Raw genomic sequence first — 23,028 nt, 5'->3', positions numbered from 1 at the left:
TTGCCGGTCCCGCTACTTACCCGCTGAACGCGTGGACAACCGGGGCCGGGCGGCCGATCAGATAGCCCTGCACGTAGTCGACGCCGAGCTCGCGCAGCAGTCGCAGGGTGGGTTCGTCCTGCACGAACTCGGCCACGGTGTGGATCCCGTACGCCTGGCAGACCTGCACCAGGGCCCGCACGAGCACCTGGTCCTGCGGGCTGTTGACCAGGTCGACCACGTACTCCCCGTCGATCTTGACCAGGTCGATCGGGAAGATCCGCAGGTAGCGGAACGACGCGTAGCCCGACCCGAAGTCGTCCAGGGCCAGCTCGCAGCCGAGGTCGCGGACGCGGTCGGCGAACCGGCGGGCCTCGCTCAGGTTGCCGATCAGCGCGGTCTCGGTGATCTCGAAGGTGAGCTGCTCGGGCTTCACCCGGTACTGCTCGATCAGCCGCTCGACCTCGTCGGTGAGCCGCGGATCGCCGACCGAACGGCCGGACAGGTTGATCTGCAGGCAGGCGCCGGGCTGGTCGGCCGCCAGCTGCATGGCCCGCTCGACCACCCACAGGTCGATGTCGAAGACCGCGTCGAGGCGCTCGGCGATGTCGAGCACCTGGATCGGCGACTGCGGCCCGTCCGCCTCGTCGAGCACCCGCAGCAGCAGCTCGTGCCGGGTGACCTCGTTGGTCTGCAGCTCGAGGATGGGCTGGGCGTAGAGCGTGAACCGGTCGGTGTCGAGGGCGTCGGCGACCCGGCTGCGATAGGAGCCCTGCCGGTCGCGGGCGGGCACCGGGTGCGCGACCAGGGTCAGCGATCCGTCGCCGTCGCGGGACTGCCGCCAGGCGTGCTCGGCGTCGATCAGCAGTTCGTGGCTGCCGGCGTCACCGTCCGGAGTGAATCTGACCAGTCCGCCCCAGGCCCGGGCCCGCAGCCAGGTGTCGGGCAGCACGAACGTCTGCGCCCGCAGCGCCTCGACCAGCAGGTCGGCCTCGCGCCGGGCCATCGGCCAGGACGTGCCGGGCAGCAGGATGCCGATCTCGTTAGGTCCGACCCGGCCGAGCAGCGCCCCCTGCTGCATCACGCCCTCGAGCACCCGCGCGGCCCGGTGCAGCAGGTCGGCGTTGCGCTCGAGGCGCAGGTCGTCGAGGTCGGGACCGGCCGGTGCGGGCTGCACCCGGATGACCAGCACCGCTCCCCCGCCACGGCGCTGGGCCCGGTCGATCTCGTCGGCGAACCGGGCCCGGGTGAGCAGGCCGGTCGCCGGGTCGGGCTCGATCAGCGACGCCCGTACGGTCTCGCCCCGGCGGACGAGCCGGTCCATCTCGCGGCGGGCGCGTTCGCGGGCCGAGACATCGGTCACTGTGCCGCGGATGCCGCGCACCGTGCCGTCCGGACTCTTCATCGGGTCGAGGCGGCAGTCCACGTCGAACCATCCGCCGTCGTCGCGCATCAGGCGGATCGTCGTCCGCACCTGGGCCCGGGTCGCCCACAGCTTGGTGATCGCGGCCAGGGCGGCCGCGTGGTCGTCGCGGTGCACGTATCGGGCCAGCACCTTACGGCTGACCTCGTCTTGTGCGGGTGGGTGGCCGAGCATCGCCCGGAGCGCGGGCGACCATACGATCCGGTCGCCGGAGGCGGTGTAGGAGAACCAGGCGGGACGGTCGTCGATCGGCGCGCGCGGCGCCGGCACGCGCTGATGCTCCTCAGGTGCGGCCATGCGCCCGCCACCTCCCCCCACACTGCTCCCCAAGCCCCGCAACTATTACGACCCGTCACGGGGTCGATATAACAGTGAATACCTGCCCCAATGTTTTGCCGAGCTCGCCAACAAAACCCCGAGCAGCGCTTTCTCGCCTGATCAGAGTAGGGAATTACCTGATCGGTTGACCACTGCGCTCCGTGGTTCTGTCGGGCAATTAGCATCAACTCCATGACAGACAGTCACTGCTAGTGCCGAATGTGGAACCTTGAGCGACTGCTACCCGCCCACGGCCAACGTCATGCACGCCACGTCGCCGCGGTGACGCACCGCGTAACGAGATCCGCTTTTGGCTGGATATGGTGGCGGCTGGAGCCATGAAGCGGAGCGAGGACGAGGCATGGGCATCATTCGGGACATGCAGCGCGAGCGCGCCACCCAGGTGGCGGCCGACCAGCGGGCCGGCACCGCGGCCGCACAGCAGCGCGATCTGATCCGGCGGAACGCCGACCTGGCCATCGCCGCGGCCCAGCAGGCCGCGGTCGACGCCGACCGCAAGCGCGAACATCAGCGGCTGTATCTCGAGGCCAAGACGGCCGACGCGGCCGCGGCCAACGCGGAGATCCGGGCGCGGCTCAGCGACCTCGACGCGTTGCTGCTCTCCACCCTGGACGTCGACGACCACATCGACCTCCAGGTGTTCAAGAAGCCGGTGGTCGCGCCGCCGTTCGACCCGGGGCCGCTGGCCCGCCCGCTGCCCGAGCCGCGCTGGGAGAGCTATGTGCCGCCGCAGCCGCGCGGGGTCGGCAAGATCCTCGGCGGCGACCGGTTGCGCCAGCAGCAGGCCGACAGCGCCCAGCGGGCCTTCGACGACGCGCGCGCCCGCTGGGCCCAGGCCGAGGAGAGGCGACGCCGGCAGCTCGTGGTGCGCCAGCGGGCGTACGAGGAAAGCCTGCGCAAGCACGAGGCCAAGGTCGCGGCCTACAACGCCGAGGTCGACCGGTTCGCCCGCGCGGTGGCCGACGCCGATCCGGCCTCGGTGGTCGAATACTTCGCGATGGTGCTCGGCAACTCGGTCTACCCCGACGACTTCCCGCAGCACTTCCGGCTGGCCTACCTGCCCAAGCAGCACCACCTGCTGATCGAATATCACCTGCCGCCGATCGAGGTGGTGCCGCGGGTCAAGGAGTACCGCTACGACCGGTTCCGCGACGACCTCAACGCGGTGCCGCGCGACGACGCCGAGATCCGCCAGCGCTACGTCGAGGTGATCGCCCGGGTCACGCTGCGCACGATCCACGAGGTGATCGAGGCCGACCGCGGCGGGCTGGTGCGGCAGGTGTCGTTCAACGGCATCGTGGACACCATCGACCGGCGCACCGGCCGGTTCGTCCGGCCGTGCCTGGTCTCGCTCAAGACGGGCCGGGAGACGTTCGCCGCCATCAAGCTGCGCCGGGTCGACCCGGTGGCCTGCGTGAAACACCTGGAGGGCGCGCTGTCGACGACGCCCGACGAGCTGACCGCCGTACGGGAAAAGGTGGATTTCGACCGGGACGCCGACCGGGATTTCACCGAGGAGTTCAACGTGCTGGCCGACATCGACGAGCGGCCCAACCTGCACGCGCTGACCGACGCGGCCTGGGAGCAGCAGCTGGCCGACCTGTTCGGCGTGATGGGACTGCAGATGGGACCGGCCGCGCGCTCCGAGCGGGGCTCGCGGTGGGAGGCCGACGATCCACGACCGGTCTTCGGCGGACCCGTGGTGATCTTCGCGCGGCGCGGCGCACCGGCCGGAGCGGCCGAGGTGCACGCGCTGGCCGGCGCGGTCACGGCGGCCGGGGCGACCAAGGGCATCCTGGTCTCGCTGGGCGGCATCGAGCCCGAGGCGTACGAGGCGCTGGCCGGGCGGCCGCTCGAACTGATCGACGGGCCGGCGCTGGTCACGCTGCTCTCGAACTACTGCCGGGTGAAGGCCCGGATCGAGCTGACCGCTCTCTAGAAGATCTCCCTGATCAGAGCGGCCAGCACGTCACGGTCGCGGGGGTCGCCGGGTTCGTACTCGGTGATCCCCAGGCCGGCCAGCGGGAACCGGTCGGTCAGGGCGCGGACGGCGGCGGCCAGGCGCTCGGGGCGTACGCCGTCGGGTTCGGGCGCGCCGACCGAACTGAACCAGGCCGGGTCGAGGACGTCGAGATCGATGTGGATGTAGATCGCTTTCGCCCCATTTACGGCCGCCGCGACGTCGTCCACATCTACCATCACTATCGATTTATCCGAAATATACTCTTTTTCGGGCGGGTCGAGCGCCCGCACTCCGGCCAGCACCACTTGCGCGGGCTGCAACGCTCGCCGCGGTGTGAGCGACGCCGGTCCCTCACCGAGCAGCGTGCGCAACACCATGCCGTGGAAAGCTCCCGACTGCGACGACGACGGCGTGTTGAGATCGCCGTGCGCGTCGAACCAGACCACGACCAACCCGTCACCGTGCCGCTCGAGGGCGGCCTCGATCGGCGCCAGCTCGACCCCGCAGTCACCGCCGACCGTCACCATCGGCGGGTCGGTCACCGCGGCCCGGATCGCGGCCAGATTGTCCTCGAGCGTCTCCCCGATCGGCACCCGCACCCGGCGGTCGGCCGGGATCATCGCAGCCAGCGCGGCCGCCCCGTCGACCAGCCGGCGCGCGTTGACCGAGCCTGAGCCCTGCCACTGGCCGGCCTCGAGCACGGTGCGGCGTGGCGGCGGGGTGATGCCGAGCTCGTCGATCCGCTGCCAGACCGGGCTCATCGCGGCCTCGGGCTCACGGGCGAAGATGCTGCCCCGGATGCGGACGAAGACACAGTTCCCGACCCGCTCGAGCACGGCCTGGCGGCGCATGTCGCTCTCCCACTGCTCCGGACCGTGGTAGCTGTCGCCGTCGCACTCGATGGCGACCCGGCGCCCGTCCGGGGCGTTGAGCACGAAGTCGATCCGGTAGGCGCCGATCCGGAACTGCGGGATCGGGCGGAACCCTCGAGCCGACAGGCGCTTGAGCACGTCCCGTTCGAAGTCGCTCTCGCACCGGGCGGCCAGGTCGGCGACCTCTTCGGCCGGGGTGAGGTTGAGCGCGTACGAGAGAAGCAGTCCCCGCGCGTCGTCGGCGAGCAGCGATCCCGGTCGTACGGAATGAAAGATCCACAGTTGATCCCGGGCCCGCGAGGCGGCGACGTTGATCCGCCGGTGGTACTCGCGCTTGGTGAAGGCGGCCACCTTGGGGTCGTTGCCCGAGACCACCATGGACACCAGCACGATGTCGCGCTCGTCACCCTGGAACGTGTACGCGTCACCGACCCGCAGCCGCCGGGCCTGGATCTCGTCCTCGCCGATCTCTTCGCGCAACTGGTGCAGCAGGTAGTTCGCCTGGCCGCTGGTCGACAGCAGCGAGATCACGCCGAGCGTCCGGCCGTCGTAGCGGGGATCGCGCACGATCGTCGCGACCTGCTGGACCAGCGCCTCGGCCTCGGCCACGTTGACGTCGCCGAACCCGCCGAGCTGCTGCCGCACGCCGCCGGGCAGGAACACCGTACGGATCGGGGCGAAGGCCGGCCGGTCGGCCCGCAACGGCATGATCTTGCCGTCGTAGTAGTGCCGCGACGAGAACTCGATGATCTGCGGCACGCAGCGGAAATGCTCGGTCAGCAGGATCCGCTCGGGCGACCGGCGCACGGCGTGGTCGTAGAGCGACGACTCGGGATCGAAGTGCTCGGCCGACGGCACGTCGTCGAGGTGACTGTGGATCAGACCGGAGACCTGGCCGACAAAACCCAGCTGGGGGCCGATCTGCTGGTCGTCGCCGACCACCACGGCCCGTTCGGCCAGCGACAGCACGGGCAGGGCGAACAGGTCGGCCTGGGACGCCTCGTCCACGATCACCACGTCGAAGCGGGCGCCGCCGGCGAACTGCTCGATGGCCCGGTCGACCGACATGACCCAGACCGGCACGGCTTCGACGGCCGACTCCATCGCGCGTTGGGCGTGCGCCTGCCAGGCCGCGGCCGTACGGCCGGTGCCTTTTCCGATCTTGCGAAGCGCGGTGGTCCAGTCGGCCAGCGCGGCCCGGCGACGGTCGTCCAAGCTGCGCGACACCTCGAGCCAGGCCGAGGCGACGACGAGGTCGGCCGTGCGGCGGCGGATCTTGTCGCGAGCATTTTCCACCCGCTTGGCCAGCACGGCCGGGTCGACCGTGCCGATGACCTCGTCGAACCAGGTCTGGGCGCGTCGCCATTGCCAGGCCTCGAGGCAGGCCTGGCCGCTGACCGGTGGCACGTGGCCGGCCTCGATCTGGGCCGCCCAATAGGGGGCCGCCGTCTTCAGTATGTCCAACTTGTCGCGTAGGTCGCGGGCGCTCGGCGCTATGCCTTCCAGCCGTCTTACCTCGGCCAGCTCCTCGTCCCAGCCCTCCAGCATGGTCCAGGCCTTCGCGAGGCGCGGCCAATCTTGCAGGCGCTGTTCTATCCGTTTTTGCCGGTCACTTGCGGCATCGAGGTCATAGACCACGGGCGCCGCGTCGAGCAGGGCGGCCACCGTGGCCAGCCGGCCAGGATCAAGGTCAAGTTCGGTTTGCGGTACGAGGGCAGCCAGCCGCTCGGCCAGCGCCGGCCAGTGACGGACGTCCCAGTCGAGGGACTGACCGGCCTCGGCCAGCAGGGCACCGGCCCAGATCTCGGGGTCGCCCCAGCCGCCGGGCGGATCGGCGATGGCGAGCCGCTGCCGCCACTCCGACCAGTAGCCGCCCAGCCGTTGCCGGGCCTGGGCGCGGCGCACCCACGCGGCCACGGCGTCGACATCCTCGACGGTGCGCAGCGGTTCACCGTCCACCCGCACCTCTTCGGCCAGGCGGAACAGGCCCGACTGGAGCAGGCGACTGAGGCCGCGACCGGTCTCGAAACGCTGCCGGATCTCGGCCAGCTGGGTGAGGAGGCGTTTCGGTTCCGACGCGTACGGGCCGGGAACGGTGATCTGATGACCGGCGAGCGACCTGGTCAGGGCGGCGAGCTCGGTCAGGCGGGCCTCGGTGGCGGTGACGTGGTCGGTCCAGACCGTGCGCCAGTGCGGGTCGTTGAGCAGGCGGCCCAGGCGGTCGGTCCACGCGCCCTCGCGGCGGCGCAGCCAGGACAGAGCGTCGTGCAGGTCGTCCCGGACGGCGGCGACGTTCGTATTGCGTACGGCGTCGAGGTCGAGCCCTTGCGCAGCGAGCGCATCTACGTCTTGCTTTCGTTGGCCCTGCTCGTCCCGCACTTTCGTTTCCTGGGCGGCGCTGGGCAGGTCGTCCGTTTGCGGGAGCGGTTGGAGTGCTCGCGTTTTGTCCGTATTTTCTATGACATTGGCGAGCTTAAGGAGCGTATCGAACTCGGCGCTGTCCAGCGGCGGCGGGCCGTCGACCGGGTCGGGGATGCCGCTCCGGGTGGCCGCCCGCTCGCGCAGCCACGCGCCCACCTCGACCGGGGTGAGCGGGGCGCCGTCGATGACGTACGTGACCGCCTCGTTCTCGGCGATCGCCCGCAACCCGCCCAGCGCCGCGGCCAGTTCGCGCTCGGCCTCCTCCAGCAGCGAGGTGAGCCGCTCGACCCGCCGCGCCTCGGCCGCCTTGTCCAGAGTGGCGGCGCGGTCGGACAGCTCACGGGCGGCGAGCTGCAACTGGACCAGCTGATCGGTGGTGCGGCCGAGCACGGCCAGACAGAGCGAGCGGATCTCCTCGGGCAGCCCGTCCCGCAGGACCCGAAGCGGATCCTCCTTCTGCGCGACGACCAGCACCCGCTTGCCGTTCGCCATCAGATGACAGATCAGGTTGCGGATGGTGTGGGTCTTACCGGTGCCCGGCGGCCCCTGCACGGCCACGTTGCGGTGCTGGGCCAGACGGCGGGCGATCGACTCCTGCGCCTCGTTCGTCGGCAACGGCATGAGCAGCCGCTCGCCGACCCGCTGCCAGCTCTCCGGCTCGTCGCCGGGCATCCGCAGCTTGCTCGGCTCGTGCGCGACGATCGCGGCCAGCGCCCCGACCGCCTCGGTGTCGCCCGACAGCAGCCGGTCGCGCAGACTTTCCAGGAACCCGCGCAGCAGCCGCTGTTTGGGCCGCGCGAACAGCACGCCCACGTCCTGGACGTGCGGCTGCGAAGTCTCCTCGCTGGTGATCAGCCGGTCGTAGCCGAGCCGGCCCAGCGCCCGCTCGAACAGCTCCCGCCGGTCCAGGTCGCTCCACAGGTCGACCTCGAGCGTGCCGGCCGGCCCGGCGAGGGCCTTGAGCTGCCCCAGATAGCGGTCGTCGAGTCCGTTGAGGGCCTCGGTCTGCAGCCGGGACGGACCGGCCGGCGACACGGTGATCAGCGAGCGGTCGGGCTCGTACTCGATCAGCACCGGGGTCGCGACCAGCGGATAGCGGACACGTTCGCCGTTGACCAGGGTCGCGAGCAGGCCGTGACCCCAGACCAGCTCGGTGGTGGCGGCGGTCATGTCGATCTGGTGCATCAGGTCGAAGAGGCGGCGGTGCAGGACGCGGGTCTTCTCGGCCTCGGCGGTGGCGTGCGCCCAAGGCCGCCAGACCTCGTCCCGCCAGGTGGTGAACTCGTCCTCTTCCTCTTCTTCCTCGGCGGCCGGCTCGTCGGCCGCCGAAATCTCACCGCGCAGGCGGCGGCGCAGCGCCTCCGGGACCTTCACCGACGGCGGCAGATCGGGCAGACCGACCCGCAGCCAGGACGTGCCGTCGAGGGTCGGGCCCAGCTCACAAGCCGGATGATCGGGCAGATCGTCCAGACGGAGGGCATCGGTGGGCACGGTCCGTGCGGGGCGTTCCATCTGAGCCCGTACGGCCAGCAGATAGTCGGCGACCGCAACGGCCCGGTCCCGGATCGTTGTGGGCGACTCCAGCTGCTCGGCCATCCTCCGAAGTCTAGGACGGCCCGGCTCGTTCATCCGGCGTCCCCGCTCGCGCCGCTCCCCTACCGTGGTCAGCGGCTGGCGGCGGTTATGGTTGCGCCGCTGATCATTGATGGGAGCGGGGACGACGTGAGCGACAACGCATCGAGTACGCCGGACGAGAATCGCCCGGATTCCTCGGGCAGCACGCCACCCAGCGACCCGACCGCGGCGCCGTCTCCGCACCAGCCGCCGTCGCCCGCCGGCCCACCCTCGTCGCCGCCCTCGTCGCCGCCCTCGTCGCCGCCCTCGTCGCCGCCCTCGTCGCCGCACGATGATCCGCCGACACGGTGGGAGCCTGGGCAGGACCCCTGGTCGGGTTACCAAGACCCGAACCAGCCGCCGCCCGGCTTCGACACGCCGCTGCCCGGGTCCTCTTACAGCCCGCCTTCCGATCAGTCCGGCAGCTCCTCCTACGGGCCACCGACCGATCCCTCCCAGGGCGCGGCTTCTGGTTCGCCCTACGATCCGCCCTCGGATCCGTCCGGCGGCGCTTCCTACAACCCGCCCTCGGACCCGTCCACCGGTTCGTCCTACGGGCCGCCGCCCGGTTACGGTCAGCCTGATTACAGCCAGCCCGGTTACAGCCAGCCCGGGTACGGCCTGCCTGGGTATGGACAGCAACCTGGATACGGCGCACCTGGCTATGGCGTGCCGGGTCAGGGCCAACCGCCTGGCAACGGCGTGCCCGGGTACGGCCAGCAACCTGGTTACGGCGCGCCCGGGTACGGCCCGCAGCCGGGGTATGGCGTTCCTGGGTATGACCCCGCGGCCTACGGCATGCCGCCCGGTTATGGCACGCCGCCCGGCTACAGCCTGCCGTCCGGCTACTACGCCGGCCCCGACGACCCGCTGGTCAGCGCCGACTTCGCCGGTTGGTGGCGGCGCGGCTTCACGCTGCTGGGCGCGGTCTGGCAGCCGATGACGATGGTGCAACTGGTCTGGGCGATTCCCCTGCTGGCCGTCACGATCGGGTCCCTCTTCGTCGCACCCGACTACGAGGCGCTGAACTCGAACGCGAACACGATCACGTTCAACGACATCTTCGCGCCGTTCCTGCTGATCCTCCCGTTCAGCCTGGTCGCCGTCGTCCTCGGCATGGTCGCCCAACTGGCCACCCTCGACGTGCTGGTACAGCGCGCCACCGGGCAGCCGGTCTCGGTCGGCCTGGCCCTGCGCAACGGCCTGCGCCGCTTCTTCCCGCTGCTCGGCTGGCAGATCCTGGCCGGTCTGGTGGCCGTGGTCGGCTTCCTGTTCTGCATCCTGCCCGGCATCTACGTCGCGCTGGTCATCATGATCCTGCCGCCGATCATCCTCCTGGAACGCGGCGAGGGGATCAGCCGGGCCTTCCGCCTGTTCCACGCCAACTTCGGCGCCGCGCTCGGTCGCGCGGCCACCATCATCGGGCTCTACATCGCGATCGCCCTGGTGGAAAGCTTCTTCAGCTCGGCCGTCAACCCGACCGGCAGCTCCGGCGTCGCCGTCAACGTGTTCCTGGGCCTGGTCTCGACCGCCTTCACCATCGCCACCAGCATCGTGATCAGTCCCCTGATCCTGACCGCCTACGCCGACATGCGGGCCCGGCACGAACCCTTCTCCACCGCCTACCTGGTCCCCCAGCCCTACGGGAAGTAGGCGGGCTGTCGGATGCCGGGGCCGGGAAATTGCTCGAGTCGGGCTCGATGCCGGGCAAGAGCGGGTCAGACTTCCTCGGGGTCGCGGCCGACGGCGGAACGTCCTCCGTCGACGGGGATGATCGTGCCGTTGAGGAAGGACGAGCGGTCGGACAGCAGGAATGCGGCCGCCTCGGCCACCTCGCCGGTGCGTCCCATCCGGCCGAGTGGCTGGAGCAGCCGGATCTCCCGTTCGAACCCGTCCCGCGCCGCCGGATCGAGCGCGGCCAGGTGGGCGTCGGAGCGATCCGTGGCGATCGAGCCGAGGGCGAGGGCGTTGACCCGTACGGAAAAACGCCCGTAATCCACCGCAAGCGCCCGGGTCAGGCCCTCGATCGCGGCCTTGGCCGTCGCGTAGGCGAAGGCACCCCGAACCGCGCGCTGGGCCTGATGCGACGAGATGTTGACGATCGAACCCGGCCGGCCCGAGGCCAGGAAGGCCCGCACGGCCGCGCGACACCCGGCCAGCACCGGGTCGACATTGCGGGCGATCAGGGCGGAGGCCTCGGCGGGCGTCATCTCGTGCAGCCAGCCGTCGGGGAAGATCGCGGCGTTGTTGACCCAACCGCGCAGCTCACCGCCGGCCTCGACCGCCCGCGCCACCACCCGCTCGTCCGAGGCGTCACCGATCACCTGGACGAGCCGCCCGTCCGCGATGTGCTCACCGGCCCACTCCAGCGCCTTCTCGTCGAACTCGACGACGACCACCGACCCGTCGGATTCCGCCAGGAGTCGCTCGACGATCGCCCGCCCGACTCCGCGCCCGCCGCCGGTCACCACCACTGAAGAATCCACACCACCGTCTTACCCCGGCCCATCAGTCGGACGCACACGGAACAACGGCATCCGCCCGCGCCCATCCTGCGCGAAGCGCCGCCGAGCGCGCCTGGAACCACAGCGCCACTCCACCCGCGCCCATCCTGCGCAAAGCGCCGCCAAGCCCGCCCGGAACCACAGCGCCCGCTCCACCCGCGCCCGCCCTGCGCAAAGCGCCGCCAAGCCCGCCTGGAACGACAGCGCCCGCTCCGTCGGCGACGAAGCGGGCGCGGAAACGTCGGTGATCAGTGGCCGAGCGCCGCCCAGATCTCGGTGACGGTGGCGAACTCCCGGTCGGCCGGCAGGCGGTCGATCTCGGCCAGCACGTCGTCCGGGGCGAGCAGGGTTTCGGCGCTCTGCCGCAGCTTCTCGCGATCGCCCGGCAGCGCCGACCGTCCGATGTACCGGCCGAAGCGACTCAGTTCGTCCGTCTCCCCGTCGTCGAGGACGCCGCTGACCTCGGGCTCGCCGTCGGCCGGGGACTCCGGCACCCGCCCGTCGTCGGCCCGGGTGCCGCCCACGCCCTGCACGATGTCCCGCACCTCGCGGGCCAGCTCGTCGTCGACGCGAGCGCTGTGCTTGTCGCTTCCTCTATCCATCCACGCCGTTTGCCCGACCCCTCCCCGACTAAACCGCGCCACCACCCGACTTCACCCACGCGCGCCACCACCCGACTTCACCCACGCGCGCCACCACCCGACTTCACCCACGCGCGCCACCACCCGACTTCACCCGCGGGAGCCGCCGCCAAAGAGCCCGGGGCGCGCACCTGCCCAACGCCAGGACGCGTACCCCGGGCGGACGCAAGGACGCGCACCCTCCGAAGGGTCGGGAGGTGCGCGTCGACGCGTACGGGAAAATGGGTCAGTCGAACTGCATGCGGCGCGGGCGCGGGATCACCGGCGGGGGCAGCGGCAGGTCGTCGAGGTGACTCCAGTTGAGCGAACCGTTGTCGGAGGACTTGATCTCACCGAGGCAGGCGCGGAGCAGACCCAGGTTGGGCGCCCCGGCGAACCCGGCGATGACCACCTCGGGCTTCGGGTCGATCTGGGCGATCGCCGCGCAGATCTTGGCCACCTCACGCTCGTCGACGGCGTCGAGCGGCAGGGGGGCCTCGGCTTGCGACCGCCGCCACGACGGCCCGAACCGTCGCAGCAGTTCGCGGGCGAGCCGGCCGAACGAGCGCCCGACGGGTGCGTCGCGCATCGAGTCACGCGCGGACTGGCCGTAACACCACGGCACCACCACGTGCCCGTTGATCACCACCAGCTGGTACACCGACTTCGGCACGCTGATGATCTCGGCACCGGGGAGCGTGCCCAGGAACAGCACGAGTTCCTCGTAGGGAAGCGGCCATCGCGGATTCGCGATCACTCGTTCCGTGGTCTGCGTCATCGCGGGGTGGGCGTGAATCTCGCGTTCGATCGCGGTGTTCAGCGCTTCCGGCACCCGGGTCCACAGTTCGCCGGCAACCTTGTCGCCGAACTGCTCCACCACCCACTCGCTCGGACCGACCAGAACGTCTGGGCGCATTCGTTACCACCACCGTCCGTGTCGCTGGCGTTACTGCTGGCTAGAAGAGTTCCACTTCCGGTGATCGACTGGAAGGGTCCACTTCCTAGATCCCAAAAACGCCCGTGAATGAAATCGAGCGAAACGATCAAAAGCTAGCCACGACGATGGAGCAGCAGGTCGAACGCGAGCGAAACATGCAACTTGCACGGCGAACCGCACGTGCAAGTTGCATGTCGGTCTCGTTTTTCACCCCGTGGAACCAGTAAATCACCCAGATATTTCAGGGTGGTGACCACGACGCAAACATCCACTCACAGTGACGATCCACTGTGCCCTCACCAGCAGCTTTTCTACCCCAAAGCCCGTTTCCCCGTACGCGATCCCGCCCGCCCGGGTCGTCGGACACCACCCGCCACACCGCCACAACGTCTTCCGTCAACCCCTAGCCTGACCCAGCGCGAGCGCTCCGCCGACTACCCCGTTGTCAGATTTCCGTCAGTGCCACTCTTCCCATTGAGGATAAGTGCCATAGACCCGTTTCGCCCGTTCAGCGCGGCCGCGACCACGACCGTCCACAGCAGACTTCGCTCGTCGCCGGTAACCCAGAGGCAGCAAACACTTCCATCCCCCGGCGACACGAGAAGTAATCAAGCCACCACAGTGAGCAATGACACGCTGGCGCCATTCCCACGGTCCTTGCGCCGCCAATCAACCACTCACGAGTGCTTCGGCTTCTCCCCGTCCACTGAGCAAATTCATTCACTCCACCGACAGGACACAACAGCCCCACTCACCAAGCGATCATGACGGCGGCATCCGATAATCCCGCGCCGATCGGCGACCACTGTCATCGTTTCGAGGATTGCTTAAACAGGCTCGGCGGCTGCGGCCAACTCGCTCAAAAGGTCCAGTGCACTCCGGCGGCCATCCATGTCAGGCGGCAGAGAACCGTCGGCGGCAGCGAGCAGGTTCGTCCGGAGCAAGGTCCGCATCTCGCGCTCGGCCGACGGACCGAAGTCGCCCAGGCCCAGCCAGCCGAGATTCTCGGTCACGATCTCTTCCAGACCCGCCTTCAGGCCGGGCTCGGTGACGTTGGCAGCGAGAAACTCCACGGCCCAGTCGAAGAGCCAGCCACTGGCAGTCCATCGCTGCTCCGGTGAAAGGCTGATCGTGCCGGCCATCATTCCCCCACGATGAAGACACGAGGCTCGAGGCGGTGCGCCTCGATGAACTCGCGCACTGTCTGCTTCTGCTCGTCAGTGAAGCGTGCGACGTCGACCGGAACCCTATCCGCCTTCTCCACATGATCGAGTATCCGAGTCTGCAGGTTGGGCCACTGTCGATCGAAGAACCGGCCGTCGAAGTTTCCCACGGAGTCGTAGGTCTTCCCGTCCGAGCCGACCCAGTCGATGTCCCCGTCCGTAGCCCTACGCAGCTCGATGCCGAGTTGCTCCTCCACCCGCAGAGCGGTCTCCACCTCGGCCGCCCGATGCCGTTTCACCGCAGGATCCGCGCCGAGCTCCTGTCTCCTCCGCGTCTCCTCGTCGAGCTTCTTCGGAGATTCCGGCCCACCGCCGCCGTTGGTGGCTTCGGAGAACCAGCGCTTCAGGGTCTCGATCAGCTTGCCCAAGCGGCCGCTTTCGGAGAGGAGGCGGCGGAGGCTGGCCAGCAGTTCGCGGAGCCAGCGGGCGATCTTCGCGGCCCACGCAGCGCACAGCGTGCCGACCTGTTCGACCACCAGCGGTGTGGCCAGACCGGCCGTGGCCACCAGTTCGGCGGCATAGACGATCAGGCGTGAGACGACCGTGGCCACCGCGTCGCGGACCATCAGGCGGACCGTGCCGATCAACGCGCCCGCGCCCTCGGTCATCAGGCCCATCGTCTCGGCGGCCGTGGCCAGTGTGCGCAGCGACTGCTCGCGCCGGCCGGCCCACGTGCGGTAGGCGTCGGCCGCCGCGCCCGACCACTCCGTCAGCCCGGACCGCACCGACCGTGCCAGCTCGTCCGCCTCGCCGGCCAGCGAGGACGCAACGTTTCGCCAGGTCTGGGCGTGCGCGGCGATCTGGGCCGGGTCGCCGGCCAGCCAGTCGAGCGCCTCGGACAGCGGCTTGACGTGTTCGATCAGCCACGCGATGCCGTACTGCAGCAACGCCCCGACCGGATCGGACGCGAGCGCCAACCCGTCCAGCGCGCCGCCGACCACCCCGAGTGTGCCGTCGATCCAGCTGCCGCTGCGCACACCCGACGCGATCAGCTCGACGTCTTCGGCGATCCAGACGCCCGCCCACGGGCTCGGTGCGGTGTCGGCGACGGGCGCGACCAGGGGATTGGTCACCGCCTGCGCCTCAACCGGTCGAACTCGGCGGCCCGTTGCTCGTCTGTGTCCGCGTAGGCCTGGGCCGTCGTCTCGAGCCGCGCCGCCGTGTCATGCAGCGACTCGGCCGCCGCGTCGATGCCGTCGACCAGCGTGTCCTGCAGGGCGCCCAGCACCTGAGGGACGATCAGACACATTTTCCCGTACGCCTCCACGCCCGGCCGCACCACCCGCCCGGCCCCCGCCGCCCGGCTCACCCGCGCCCCGACCGCCGTCACCGCCGCGGCCTGCTTCTCCAGGTCGCCCGGCCGCACCCCGACCTGCTCACTCATCGGGCCCACGCAACCGCTCGTACGCCTCGATCACGGCTCGGCCGGTCTCGGACTCCGCGCCCACCGTCGCCGTCGTCACCTCGGTGATCTCGGCGGTCAGGGCCCGGCGGGCGGCTCGCAGCGTCGCCATGATGTCGCGCGCAGTCTCGGCCGCAGGCCGCCCGCGGATGCCCTCGCCCAGCTCGAGCCGCACCAGATCGCCCGTCGAGCCGACCGTGAGCTCGACCAGCCCGTCGTCGCTGCGCACCGTCGCGGTGACCGCCGCCAGCCTCGTGGACAGCTCGCGGGCCTGGGCCGCCCGCGCCTCTATCCCGGTCTGCCAGTCGTCGATCATCCGTTCCGCATCACCGAGATCACGACCGTCGAACATGGACGAACACCTCCCCGTGCCGACATCGGGACTCACCGTAGCGCCGTTCGACCAGCCCGCCGGGGCCTGTGGATAACTCCCGGACGCGACCAGTGGACCGCCGCATGATCAGCCGAAACTGTCGGCCGGTCGCGCTACCGTGCCCCGGTGAATGCGGAACAACTGCTGCCCCCGGCCGTCGAGGCGGGGCGGGTCGTCGACGCCGTCCTGCGCGATCTGCGCGCGGGTGACCATCGTGGCGTGGTGGTCGACTCGCCGCCCGGCGCCGGCAAGTCGACGCTGGTCGTGCGGGCCGCCGGCGAGCTGGCCGCGGCCGGTGAGCCGTTGATGATCGTGGCCCAGACCAACGAGCAGGTCGACGATCTCATCGCCCGGCTCGGGGCGCGTTCGCCCGAGGTCGGCGTGGGCCGGTTGTCGGCCGTCGACTACGAGGCGAGCGAGCGGGTCCGCGAGCATCCGAGGTGCCGGGTCGGTGCCAAGGTCGCCGATCTCGGCTCGCCCGCGGTCACCATCGGCACGGCCGCGAAGTGGGCCACCGTGACCGAGGGCTCGTGGCCGTGGGCGATCGTCGACGAGGCGTACCAGATGCGCTCCGACGCCCTGCTCCGCGTGGCGCCGCGGTTCGTCCGGGCGCTGTTCGTGGGCGATCCGGGTCAGCTCGACCCGTTCTCGACCGTCGAGGTCGAACGCTGGACCGGCCTGTCGTGGGATCCGATGCAGAGCGCGGTCGCCGTCCTGCTCCGGCACAATCCCGATCTGCCGGTGCACCGTCTGCCCGTGTCGTGGCGCCTGCCGCACACGGCCGCCCCGGTCGTGGCCGAGGCCTTCTATCCCTTCACCGGCTTCCGCTCGGGCACCGGGCCGGGCGAGCGCGACCTGCGTTTCGGCCGGCCCGCCGAGACGGCGCTCGACGAGGTGCTCGACGTCGCCGCCGAGACCGGCTGGGGTCTGCACGAGCTGCCTGGCCGATTTACGATCCGCACCGACGCCGAGGCCGCGGCCGCCTGCGCCGGGCTCGCCGTCCGGGCGCTCGCCCGCGAGGCGGTGACCTCGTCCGAGTCGGGTGGCGGCGCGCTGACCGCCGACCGCATCGCGATCGGCGCCGCCCATCGCGATCAGGCCGCGGCCATCCGGGCCCTGCTCCCGCCCGAGGCCCGGGGCGTGACCGTCGACACGGCAAACCGGCTCCAGGGCCGCGAATACGACCTGACCGTCGTGCTGCATCCGCTCTCCGGCCGGCAGGATGCGACCGCTTTCCACCTCGAGTCGGGCCGCCTGTGTGTGCTCACTTCTCGACACCGGCACGCCTGCGTGGTGGTGGCCCGTGCGGGCATCGCCGAGCTGCTCGACGCCCACCCCTCGACCGAGCCGGTGCACCTCAACGTGCCGGTGAAGTTCCCCGATGGCTGGGAGGCGAATCAGGCGATCCTGTCCTATTTGCGCAAGGGACTGTCACCTATGCGACACGAGCCGCTACTTTGAGTTAATGGCGGTCTTCACCACGGCGGGGTCCATGCAGGACGGTGTCTATCGGCCGATCCTGCGCCCCCGACGGGGCGAGCTGGCGGCACTGAGCCACCTGACCGCCGCCGAGGCGCCCTGGGTGATGCCGATCCTCGAGCTCGACGACGGCGCCGGCATCGTTCCGCTGATCCGCGAGCTGCCACCGCGCACGGGCGCGCTCGCGGTCGACTTCGGCGCGATCGCCGAACCGGCCGACCGCCTCGCCGCCCCCTCGCTCGACCTGGCCGAGGAACTCGCCGATCTCGGCGTGGCCATGTTGCCGGTGCTGCGGGCGTACGAAAGCCGTCGCCGCCTGGTCGCCCACGGCCTGGCCGCCCGCATGCACCTGCGCCGCGCGGTTCTGCGGTTTCAGCCGCACGTCGACGCGGCGAACCCGGGACAGGCCGACGCGCTCGTCGAGCACCTGCTGGCCGCCGCGGGCCTGGAGACCGAAGAGGTCGACCTGCTCGTCGACCTGGCCGAGACGGCCTGCGTGGCGCACGCCGAGCGGTTCGAGGAACAGCTGCGGCGAATTCTGCGCTGGGCCCGCGGCCGGCCGTGGCGCTCGATCAGCGTTGCCTCCGGCGCCATGCCGCCCAACCTCGACGAACTGCCCACCGACGAACCGGTGACGATCGAACGGCACGACGCGCGGGTCTGGGCCGCGATCGGCGAGCCCGGCATCGGCTATGCCGACTACGGAGTGACTTCCCCCGTACGCCGGCACGGCGTGCAACGGCATCGCCAGCTCCCCACCCTGCGCTACACCGGCGAGCACAACTGGTGGATCTACCGCTGGTCCCGGCGCGGCGGACGCAGCGACGACCGGTGCCACGACCTGTGCCGCACGCTGGTCACCTCGCCGCAGTGGCCGGCCGCGGGCGCCCGCTTCTCGTGGGGCGACGCCGAGATCGCCCGGCGGGCCCGCACCGCCCGGGGCGCCGGCAGCTCGGCCAGCTGGATGTCCTGGAGCACCTCGCACCACATCGCCCACGTCCTGCGGACGATCCGGATCGACCCCTGAGTTTTTGTCGTACGCTTGTTCTAATGTCGCTGACAGCCGCGTTGGCCTACGCCCGGCACGGGATTCCCGTCCTGCCGGTGCATGCGCCTGACCCGCGCGGCGGCTGCACCTGCGACAAGGGAGTCTCGTGCGAACGACCCGGCAAACATCCGCACCCGCGTCACGGCCTCCACGAGGCGACGACCGACCCCCGCCGGATCGACATGTGGTGGGCTCGCTGGCCCGAGGCGAACGTGGGTCTGCGCACCGGCGTCGCGATGGATGTCGCCGACGTCGATTCGGCCGAGGGCTGGCACGGCCTCTGCCATCTCCTGGGTGGCGAGTTCCCGGCCGGTCCCCGGGTTCGCACGGGCGGTGGCGGGTGGCACTTCTGGTTCAACCCGATGGGCTTCGGCAACCGCGTGGGTCTGCTGCCCGGCCTCGACTGGCGGGGCGTCGGCGGTTACGTGGTGGCGCCGCCCTCGAGGCACGCCTCCGGCGGCGACTATCGGTGGGTGCACCGCCCGGGCGAGCCACTGCCCGACGGCCCGGCATCGCTGCGGGCGCTGATCGAGGGCCCTCCCCCGGTTCACCGGCATGGCCCGATCGCACACCCCACGAGGTATGCGCGGGCAGCCCTGGCGGCCGAGGCCGACCGGGTCGCCCGCGCACCTGTGGGCACCCGCAACGACACCTTGAACCGGGCGGCGTATGCGCTGGGCCGCTTCGTCGGGGCCGGACTGCTCGACCTGGCCGACACGATGCGCGAGCTCGAAGACGCGGCCCGTTTCGCCGGCCTGGGCCGGGCCGAGATTCGCAGCACGATCCGGTCGGGCCTGACCGCGGGGCGCCGCGCCCCCTTCGCTCCAGATCCGTTCGGCTCCGGAGCGAACGGATCCGGACGCCACGTGGCATAACGAATGCATGTGCGCCTGCCCGCCACGTGGCGGGAAACGGCTCTTGCCCCAAAAATGGGGCCATGACCGAGTGGACCGAGATATGTGATGCGCGCGCGGCCGGAGGCCGGGCATGACCCAGGCACGACAGCTGAAGCCGTACGACGTCGAGATCGCCGTGGCAGCCGGACGGGACGAGATCTGGGACTCCGTGACGCAGCCGGCTGTCCTGCATCAGTGGTTCGGCTGGGACTACGACGGCCTCGCCGCCGAGATCAAGCAGATCTTCCTGGACGAGGCGACCCTGCTGGCGCCGGAACGGATGGGCTGGGCCGACGGGTCCTATCTGGAGGTGACCGGCGGCGACGACACGGCCCGGGTGCGGGTGGCTCGCGAGGGGAACACGCCGGGCGGCCCCGAGATCTACGACGCGATCGAGGAGGGCTGGCGGGCGTTCCTGATCCAGTTGCGGTTCCTGGTCGACCGGCGGCCACCGGGCCGGCGGCGCACTCTCTATCTGACCGGCGAGACCACCGGCCGTCAGGCGCTGACCCTCGCGGCCGGCCCATGGGAACATTTCGGCCCCCGTGTGGCGTGGACGGTCACCGCCGACGACCACCTGATCGTGGTGGCGAGCCGGATTCCGCTCGACGAGCACGCGGCCTCGCATTTCGAGGTGACCGTCTCGATGTTCGGCGCCGACGACGCCTCCTTCGAGACGACCCGCGAGACGTGGGCGAAGCAGTGGGCTCCCCTGGCGGCCGGCGCCGAGATCACCGCGGCCGGCGACCCGGCCCCCGGTTCCTGACCCGGCGGCAGAGATTGGCAGGGAATGCGTCTGTGGTCACTCGGGGGTCGATGATCGGGGTCTGAGCCCGGTAACCTGGCACCTCTGACCTGCCGGGGAGCGACTTTGCTGCGGGGTGACTTGGCTTCGGAGACGCCACCGAGCGTCCTTGCCGATGTCGCACGCCTGCGATCCGTCGCCCGGCTCAAGCTGGGGTCCCGGGCCGACCCGGCCTTCGACCGCATCGCCACCATCGTCGAGCGACTCGTCGACGTGCCGGTCGCGCTGGTCACGGTGCTTACCGCCGACCGGCAGCACCTGCCCGGCCAGGTCGGTCTGCCCGAGCCGATCGCGGGCACCCGCGAGATGGCGCTGACCCACTCGTTCAGCCGGCATGTCGTCGAGTCCGGCGAACCGATCATCGTCCCCGACGTGCGCGAGGACGCCCGGATGCGCGACAACCTGTCGATCCGCGATCTGGGCGCGATCGCGTTCGCCGGGGTGCCGCTCACCGATTCCGACGGGCTGGTCCTGGGCACGCTGGCCGTGATGGATCGTGAGCCCCGGGTCTGGACCAGGAGCGAGATCGTGCTGCTCCAGGAGCTCGGTGAGGTGTGCAGCTCGGAGCTGCGGCTGCGCATCGCCCGCGAGATCGCCGACGAGGCCCGCCTGGCCGCCGAGTCGGCCCATGGCCAGCTCACCCTGCTCGGCGAGCTGACCGACGCGCTGGCCACCACGATGGACATCGACGAGGCCATGAGGCGGCTCGGCGGCATGGTCGCGGGCCGCCTGGCCGACTGGTGCCTGATCATGCTGGCCGACCAGGGCGGCACGATCCGCCACGTGTCGGCCGCCCATCGTGACCCGGCCCAGGCCGACGCGGTGGACCGGCTGGTCCGGAGCTTCGACGCGAAGCCCCTGATCCGGGCGGTGCAGCGGACGAGCCGCCCGATCCGCCGGGAGGCGCGCGACCACCTCGCCGCCGGTGACGCCGACCGGCTGGGCTGCGAGTCGTCGCTCGTCGTGCCGATCACGTCGCCCGTCACCAACCGCGTGCAGGGTGCGGTGCTGCTGGTCAACGGCCCGGACCGGCCCGGCTTCGGCCTCGCCGAAGAGAGCACCGCGGCCGAGGTGGGCCGCCGCGCGGGCATGGCCGTCGACAACTCCCGCGTCTTCGACCGTCAGCGCCACGTGGCCGAGGTGCTCCAGCACAGCATGCTGCCCGAACTGCCCGAGGTGGACGGCGTCGACCTGCACGGCCGCTACCTGCCGGCGCAGGACGGCGCCTCGGTCGGCGGCGACTGGTACGACGCGTTCGCCCAGCCCGACGCCACCCTGATGCTGGCCGTGGGCGACGTCTCCGGCCACGACATCGAGGCCGCCGCGACGATGGGCCAGGTTCGCAACCTGGTGCGCGGTGACGCGTACGGCCGCGACGACGCCCCCGGCCCGTTGCTCGATCAGCTCGATCGGGCACTGCACGGCCTGCACGTCCCGGCCGCGGCGACCGCCGTGCTGGCCCGTCTGCGGCGCGGCGACGACGGCTATTCGGTCGCCTTCGCCAACGCCGGCCATCCACCTCCGGTGCTGCTGCGACCCGACGGCGAGGTGGAGATCTGGTGGGAGTCACCCGAGCCGTTGCTCGGCCTGCTCCCCCGTCAGCAGCGGACCACCCACCATCGGCGCGCGGCCCCCGGCAGCACGCTGCTGCTCTACACCGACGGCCTGGTCGAACACCCGGCCCATCTGATCGACGAGGGCATCGACCGCATCCGCTCGGTGCTGCGTGGCAACGCCGCTCTCCCGCCCGACGAGCTGTGCGACCGCCTGATCGAGGCCGCCCCGCGCCGAGCCGACGACATCGCCCTGCTGGTCGTCGGCCTGCACTGAACCGACCCGCCCGAGGCTGACACAACGAGTGGCGATCCGTGGGTTGTCCACAATCGCGAGTTGTCCACAGGCTCGGCGAAATGGGCCCGTGTTGATCCACGGATTCGGCCACACTCTGGGCGCCGAATCAGGGAGGTGCAGGCATGGGTGCGGATGCCGAGGTGTGGTTGTTCGACTACGAGCGCTACCGCGACGAAATCGTGCCGGCGCTGGTCGATCTGCTGCGTGGTGACGTGGCCGACTGGCTCGGGGAGATCTTCCGGCGGGCGGAGTCCCAGGGCGGATGGGGTTACGACGCGGGGTGGCTGCGAATGGCTCAACTCGCGCGCGAACGGCCGGCCGATCCCGGCCATCTCGGGGACGACCTGCGCTGTCTCGGCGAGACGCCGGCCCCGCAGCTGCCCCGGCGGTTCGTGGCCTGCTCGCACGGCGCGGGCTGCTTCTTCCACGACAACGACGCCGGCGGACCCGAGGGCTTCAACGCGCTGCACGAGGCCTTGGTGTCGACCCGCTGCCTAAGTTCGTCCCGGTTCGTCGGGCGCACGGTCTCGCCCGACTTCTATCGGCCTCTGCTCGAGCGGTGGGGAGTTCCCGACGACGATCCCGTACGCGGGTTGCTCGACGCCCTGGGTGCTCGGGGCGCGATCGTCGGCTATCAGTGGGAAGCGAGCTCGGGCACGCTCGGCTGGTTGACCGGCGCCGAGACGCGCGATCTGGCGGAACGTCTGGACCGGCTCGACCTGCCCCGCTACGAGCCGACATTCGCCGCGATGGCCGAGCTCCACACCCGATCCCTCAACTCGCACGGCACCGCCGAGGATTGGGAGGCATTGAGCCTGTCGTTCGTCCGCACCACCGCCGGCATCGCCGCCGAACGTGGGCTGGGTGTGCTGTGGGGCAACGACGTGACTCCCGGGCTCTGGGCCGATCAGGGCCTAGGGTTCCACTATGGATCTCCGTGGATTGCAGCAGCGCGCGCTCGAGACGGCGGCTCTCTATGACCGGCACAACGAGGCGGCCGGGCGGGGTGCGTGGAGTCCGGACGACTTCATGATGGGGTTCGTCGGGGATGTCGGTGACCTGGCCAAGCTGGTCATGGCGGTCGAGGGGCGGCGGGACATCCCCGACGCGCGCGCCTGGCTCGGGCACGAGCTCGCCGACTGCCTCTGGTCGGTGCTCGTGCTCGCGCATCGCTACGACGTCGATCTGGAGAGCGAGTTCGCCCGCATGACGGCCGACATCGAGCGCCACCTCGCCGACAACCCGCCCGACCACCGCTGAGCCCAGGTTGAGCGGGGTG

The 23,028-nt window shown here is 70.8% G+C and carries 18 protein-coding genes; 9 read left to right on the top strand and 9 right to left on the bottom strand.

Features of this window, described 5'->3' with window-relative positions; all coding sequences use genetic code 11:
- Positions 1 to 16: 16 nt before the first annotated feature.
- Entirely contained in the window at positions 17 to 1,699 is a 1,683-nt protein-coding gene (locus KOI35_RS44165; RefSeq protein WP_215795747.1) for an EAL domain-containing protein, read from the bottom strand.
- A gap of 382 nt (positions 1,700 to 2,081) precedes the next feature.
- Between KOI35_RS44165 and KOI35_RS44160 the strand changes: the two genes are divergently transcribed.
- Positions 2,082 to 3,680 (top strand): restriction endonuclease, encoded by a 1,599-nt coding sequence (locus tag KOI35_RS44160; protein WP_215795746.1) that lies wholly within the window; start codon positions 2,082 to 2,084, stop codon positions 3,678 to 3,680.
- Here KOI35_RS44160 and KOI35_RS44155 read toward each other — a convergent pair.
- Positions 3,677 to 8,593, bottom strand: coding sequence for an arginase family protein (locus KOI35_RS44155; protein WP_215795745.1), 4,917 nt, complete (start codon positions 8,591 to 8,593; stop codon positions 3,677 to 3,679). The genes KOI35_RS44160 and KOI35_RS44155 overlap by 4 nt on opposite strands.
- An 816-nt stretch (positions 8,594 to 9,409) precedes the next feature.
- On the opposite strand from KOI35_RS44155, the gene KOI35_RS44150 reads away from it, so the two are divergent.
- Positions 9,410 to 10,264, top strand: a complete 855-nt coding sequence (locus KOI35_RS44150; protein ID WP_215795744.1) for a hypothetical protein — start codon at positions 9,410 to 9,412, stop codon at positions 10,262 to 10,264.
- A gap of 65 nt (positions 10,265 to 10,329) precedes the next feature.
- On the opposite strand, the gene KOI35_RS44145 is transcribed toward KOI35_RS44150, so the two are convergent.
- From KOI35_RS44145 to KOI35_RS44115, 7 genes are all read right to left on the bottom strand, one after another.
- The gene (locus KOI35_RS44145) at positions 10,330 to 11,097 is read right to left on the bottom strand and encodes an SDR family NAD(P)-dependent oxidoreductase (RefSeq protein WP_215795743.1); all 768 of its coding nucleotides are present in this window, start codon (positions 11,095 to 11,097) and stop codon (positions 10,330 to 10,332) included.
- Positions 11,098 to 11,363: 266 nt separating this feature from the next.
- Positions 11,364 to 11,717: a DUF2795 domain-containing protein gene (locus KOI35_RS44140; RefSeq protein ID WP_215795742.1), complete on the bottom strand. Its 354-nt coding sequence runs from the start codon at positions 11,715 to 11,717 to the stop codon at positions 11,364 to 11,366.
- A 265-nt stretch (positions 11,718 to 11,982) separates the two neighbouring features.
- Positions 11,983 to 12,651 carry a hypothetical protein gene (locus KOI35_RS44135; protein ID WP_215795741.1) on the bottom strand — a complete coding sequence of 223 codons (669 nt, stop codon included), beginning with the start codon at positions 12,649 to 12,651 and terminating at the stop codon, positions 11,983 to 11,985.
- An 848-nt stretch (positions 12,652 to 13,499) separates the two neighbouring features.
- Positions 13,500 to 13,817 (bottom strand): hypothetical protein, encoded by a 318-nt coding sequence (locus KOI35_RS44130; RefSeq protein WP_215795740.1) that lies wholly within the window; start codon positions 13,815 to 13,817, stop codon positions 13,500 to 13,502.
- Positions 13,814 to 14,968, bottom strand: a complete 1,155-nt coding sequence (locus KOI35_RS44125) for a WXG100-like domain-containing protein (protein WP_215795739.1) — start codon at positions 14,966 to 14,968, stop codon at positions 13,814 to 13,816. The genes KOI35_RS44130 and KOI35_RS44125 overlap by 4 nt, the downstream gene beginning before the upstream one ends.
- Positions 14,965 to 15,279: a type VII secretion target gene (locus KOI35_RS44120; protein WP_215795738.1), complete on the bottom strand. Its 315-nt coding sequence runs from the start codon at positions 15,277 to 15,279 to the stop codon at positions 14,965 to 14,967. The genes KOI35_RS44125 and KOI35_RS44120 overlap by 4 nt, the downstream gene beginning before the upstream one ends.
- The gene (locus tag KOI35_RS44115) at positions 15,272 to 15,649 is read right to left on the bottom strand and encodes a YbaB/EbfC family nucleoid-associated protein (RefSeq protein ID WP_215795737.1); all 378 of its coding nucleotides are present in this window, start codon (positions 15,647 to 15,649) and stop codon (positions 15,272 to 15,274) included. The genes KOI35_RS44120 and KOI35_RS44115 overlap by 8 nt, the downstream gene beginning before the upstream one ends.
- A 147-nt stretch (positions 15,650 to 15,796) precedes the next feature.
- On the opposite strand from KOI35_RS44115, the gene KOI35_RS44110 reads away from it, so the two are divergent.
- The 7 genes from KOI35_RS44110 to KOI35_RS44080 all read left to right on the top strand — a co-directional run bounded on the left by KOI35_RS44110 (position 15,797) and on the right by KOI35_RS44080 (position 23,009).
- A complete protein-coding gene (locus KOI35_RS44110; protein ID WP_215795736.1) occupies positions 15,797 to 17,131 on the top strand; it encodes an AAA family ATPase in 1,335 nt (444 codons plus the stop codon).
- A gap of 4 nt (positions 17,132 to 17,135) precedes the next feature.
- Positions 17,136 to 18,176, top strand: a complete 1,041-nt coding sequence (locus tag KOI35_RS44105; RefSeq protein ID WP_215795735.1) for a beta family protein — start codon at positions 17,136 to 17,138, stop codon at positions 18,174 to 18,176.
- Positions 18,177 to 18,199: 23 nt separating this feature from the next.
- Positions 18,200 to 19,072 (top strand): bifunctional DNA primase/polymerase, encoded by an 873-nt coding sequence (locus tag KOI35_RS44100; protein WP_215795734.1) that lies wholly within the window; start codon positions 18,200 to 18,202, stop codon positions 19,070 to 19,072.
- Between the two features lie 112 nt (positions 19,073 to 19,184).
- Positions 19,185 to 19,859, top strand: coding sequence for an activator of HSP90 ATPase (locus KOI35_RS44095; RefSeq protein ID WP_215795733.1), 675 nt, complete (start codon positions 19,185 to 19,187; stop codon positions 19,857 to 19,859).
- A gap of 105 nt (positions 19,860 to 19,964) precedes the next feature.
- Entirely contained in the window at positions 19,965 to 21,728 is a 1,764-nt protein-coding gene (locus tag KOI35_RS44090) for a SpoIIE family protein phosphatase (RefSeq protein ID WP_246614772.1), read from the top strand.
- Positions 21,729 to 21,871: 143 nt separating this feature from the next.
- Positions 21,872 to 22,729 (top strand): hypothetical protein, encoded by an 858-nt coding sequence (locus KOI35_RS44085; protein WP_215795732.1) that lies wholly within the window; start codon positions 21,872 to 21,874, stop codon positions 22,727 to 22,729.
- On the top strand, positions 22,677 to 23,009 hold the full coding sequence (locus tag KOI35_RS44080; RefSeq protein WP_215795731.1) for a nucleoside triphosphate pyrophosphohydrolase family protein: 333 nt from the start codon (positions 22,677 to 22,679) through the stop codon (positions 23,007 to 23,009). The genes KOI35_RS44085 and KOI35_RS44080 overlap by 53 nt, the downstream gene beginning before the upstream one ends.
- Positions 23,010 to 23,028: the final 19 nt, after the last annotated feature.

This window comes from Paractinoplanes bogorensis, assembly GCF_018829635.1.
Lineage (GTDB): Bacteria > Actinomycetota > Actinomycetes > Mycobacteriales > Micromonosporaceae > Actinoplanes > Actinoplanes bogorensis.
This window is presented reverse-complemented; position numbering and strand designations above follow the sequence as displayed.

Coding starts and splice junctions, on each gene's coding strand:
- KOI35_RS44165 (WP_215795747.1), bottom strand. CDS start 1,699: ATGGCCGCACCTGAGGAGCATCAGCGCGTGCCGGCGCCGCGCGCGCCG.
- KOI35_RS44160 (WP_215795746.1), top strand. CDS start 2,082: ATGGGCATCATTCGGGACATGCAGCGCGAGCGCGCCACCCAGGTGGCG.
- KOI35_RS44155 (WP_215795745.1), bottom strand. CDS start 8,593: ATGGCCGAGCAGCTGGAGTCGCCCACAACGATCCGGGACCGGGCCGTT.
- KOI35_RS44150 (WP_215795744.1), top strand. CDS start 9,410: ATGCCGCCCGGTTATGGCACGCCGCCCGGCTACAGCCTGCCGTCCGGC.
- KOI35_RS44140 (WP_215795742.1), bottom strand. CDS start 11,717: ATGGATAGAGGAAGCGACAAGCACAGCGCTCGCGTCGACGACGAGCTG.
- KOI35_RS44135 (WP_215795741.1), bottom strand. CDS start 12,651: ATGCGCCCAGACGTTCTGGTCGGTCCGAGCGAGTGGGTGGTGGAGCAG.
- KOI35_RS44130 (WP_215795740.1), bottom strand. CDS start 13,817: ATGATGGCCGGCACGATCAGCCTTTCACCGGAGCAGCGATGGACTGCC.
- KOI35_RS44120 (WP_215795738.1), bottom strand. CDS start 15,279: ATGAGTGAGCAGGTCGGGGTGCGGCCGGGCGACCTGGAGAAGCAGGCC.
- KOI35_RS44115 (WP_215795737.1), bottom strand. CDS start 15,649: ATGTTCGACGGTCGTGATCTCGGTGATGCGGAACGGATGATCGACGAC.
- KOI35_RS44105 (WP_215795735.1), top strand. CDS start 17,136: ATGGCGGTCTTCACCACGGCGGGGTCCATGCAGGACGGTGTCTATCGG.
- KOI35_RS44100 (WP_215795734.1), top strand. CDS start 18,200: ATGTCGCTGACAGCCGCGTTGGCCTACGCCCGGCACGGGATTCCCGTC.
- KOI35_RS44095 (WP_215795733.1), top strand. CDS start 19,185: ATGACCCAGGCACGACAGCTGAAGCCGTACGACGTCGAGATCGCCGTG.
- KOI35_RS44085 (WP_215795732.1), top strand. CDS start 21,872: ATGGGTGCGGATGCCGAGGTGTGGTTGTTCGACTACGAGCGCTACCGC.
- KOI35_RS44080 (WP_215795731.1), top strand. CDS start 22,677: ATGGATCTCCGTGGATTGCAGCAGCGCGCGCTCGAGACGGCGGCTCTC.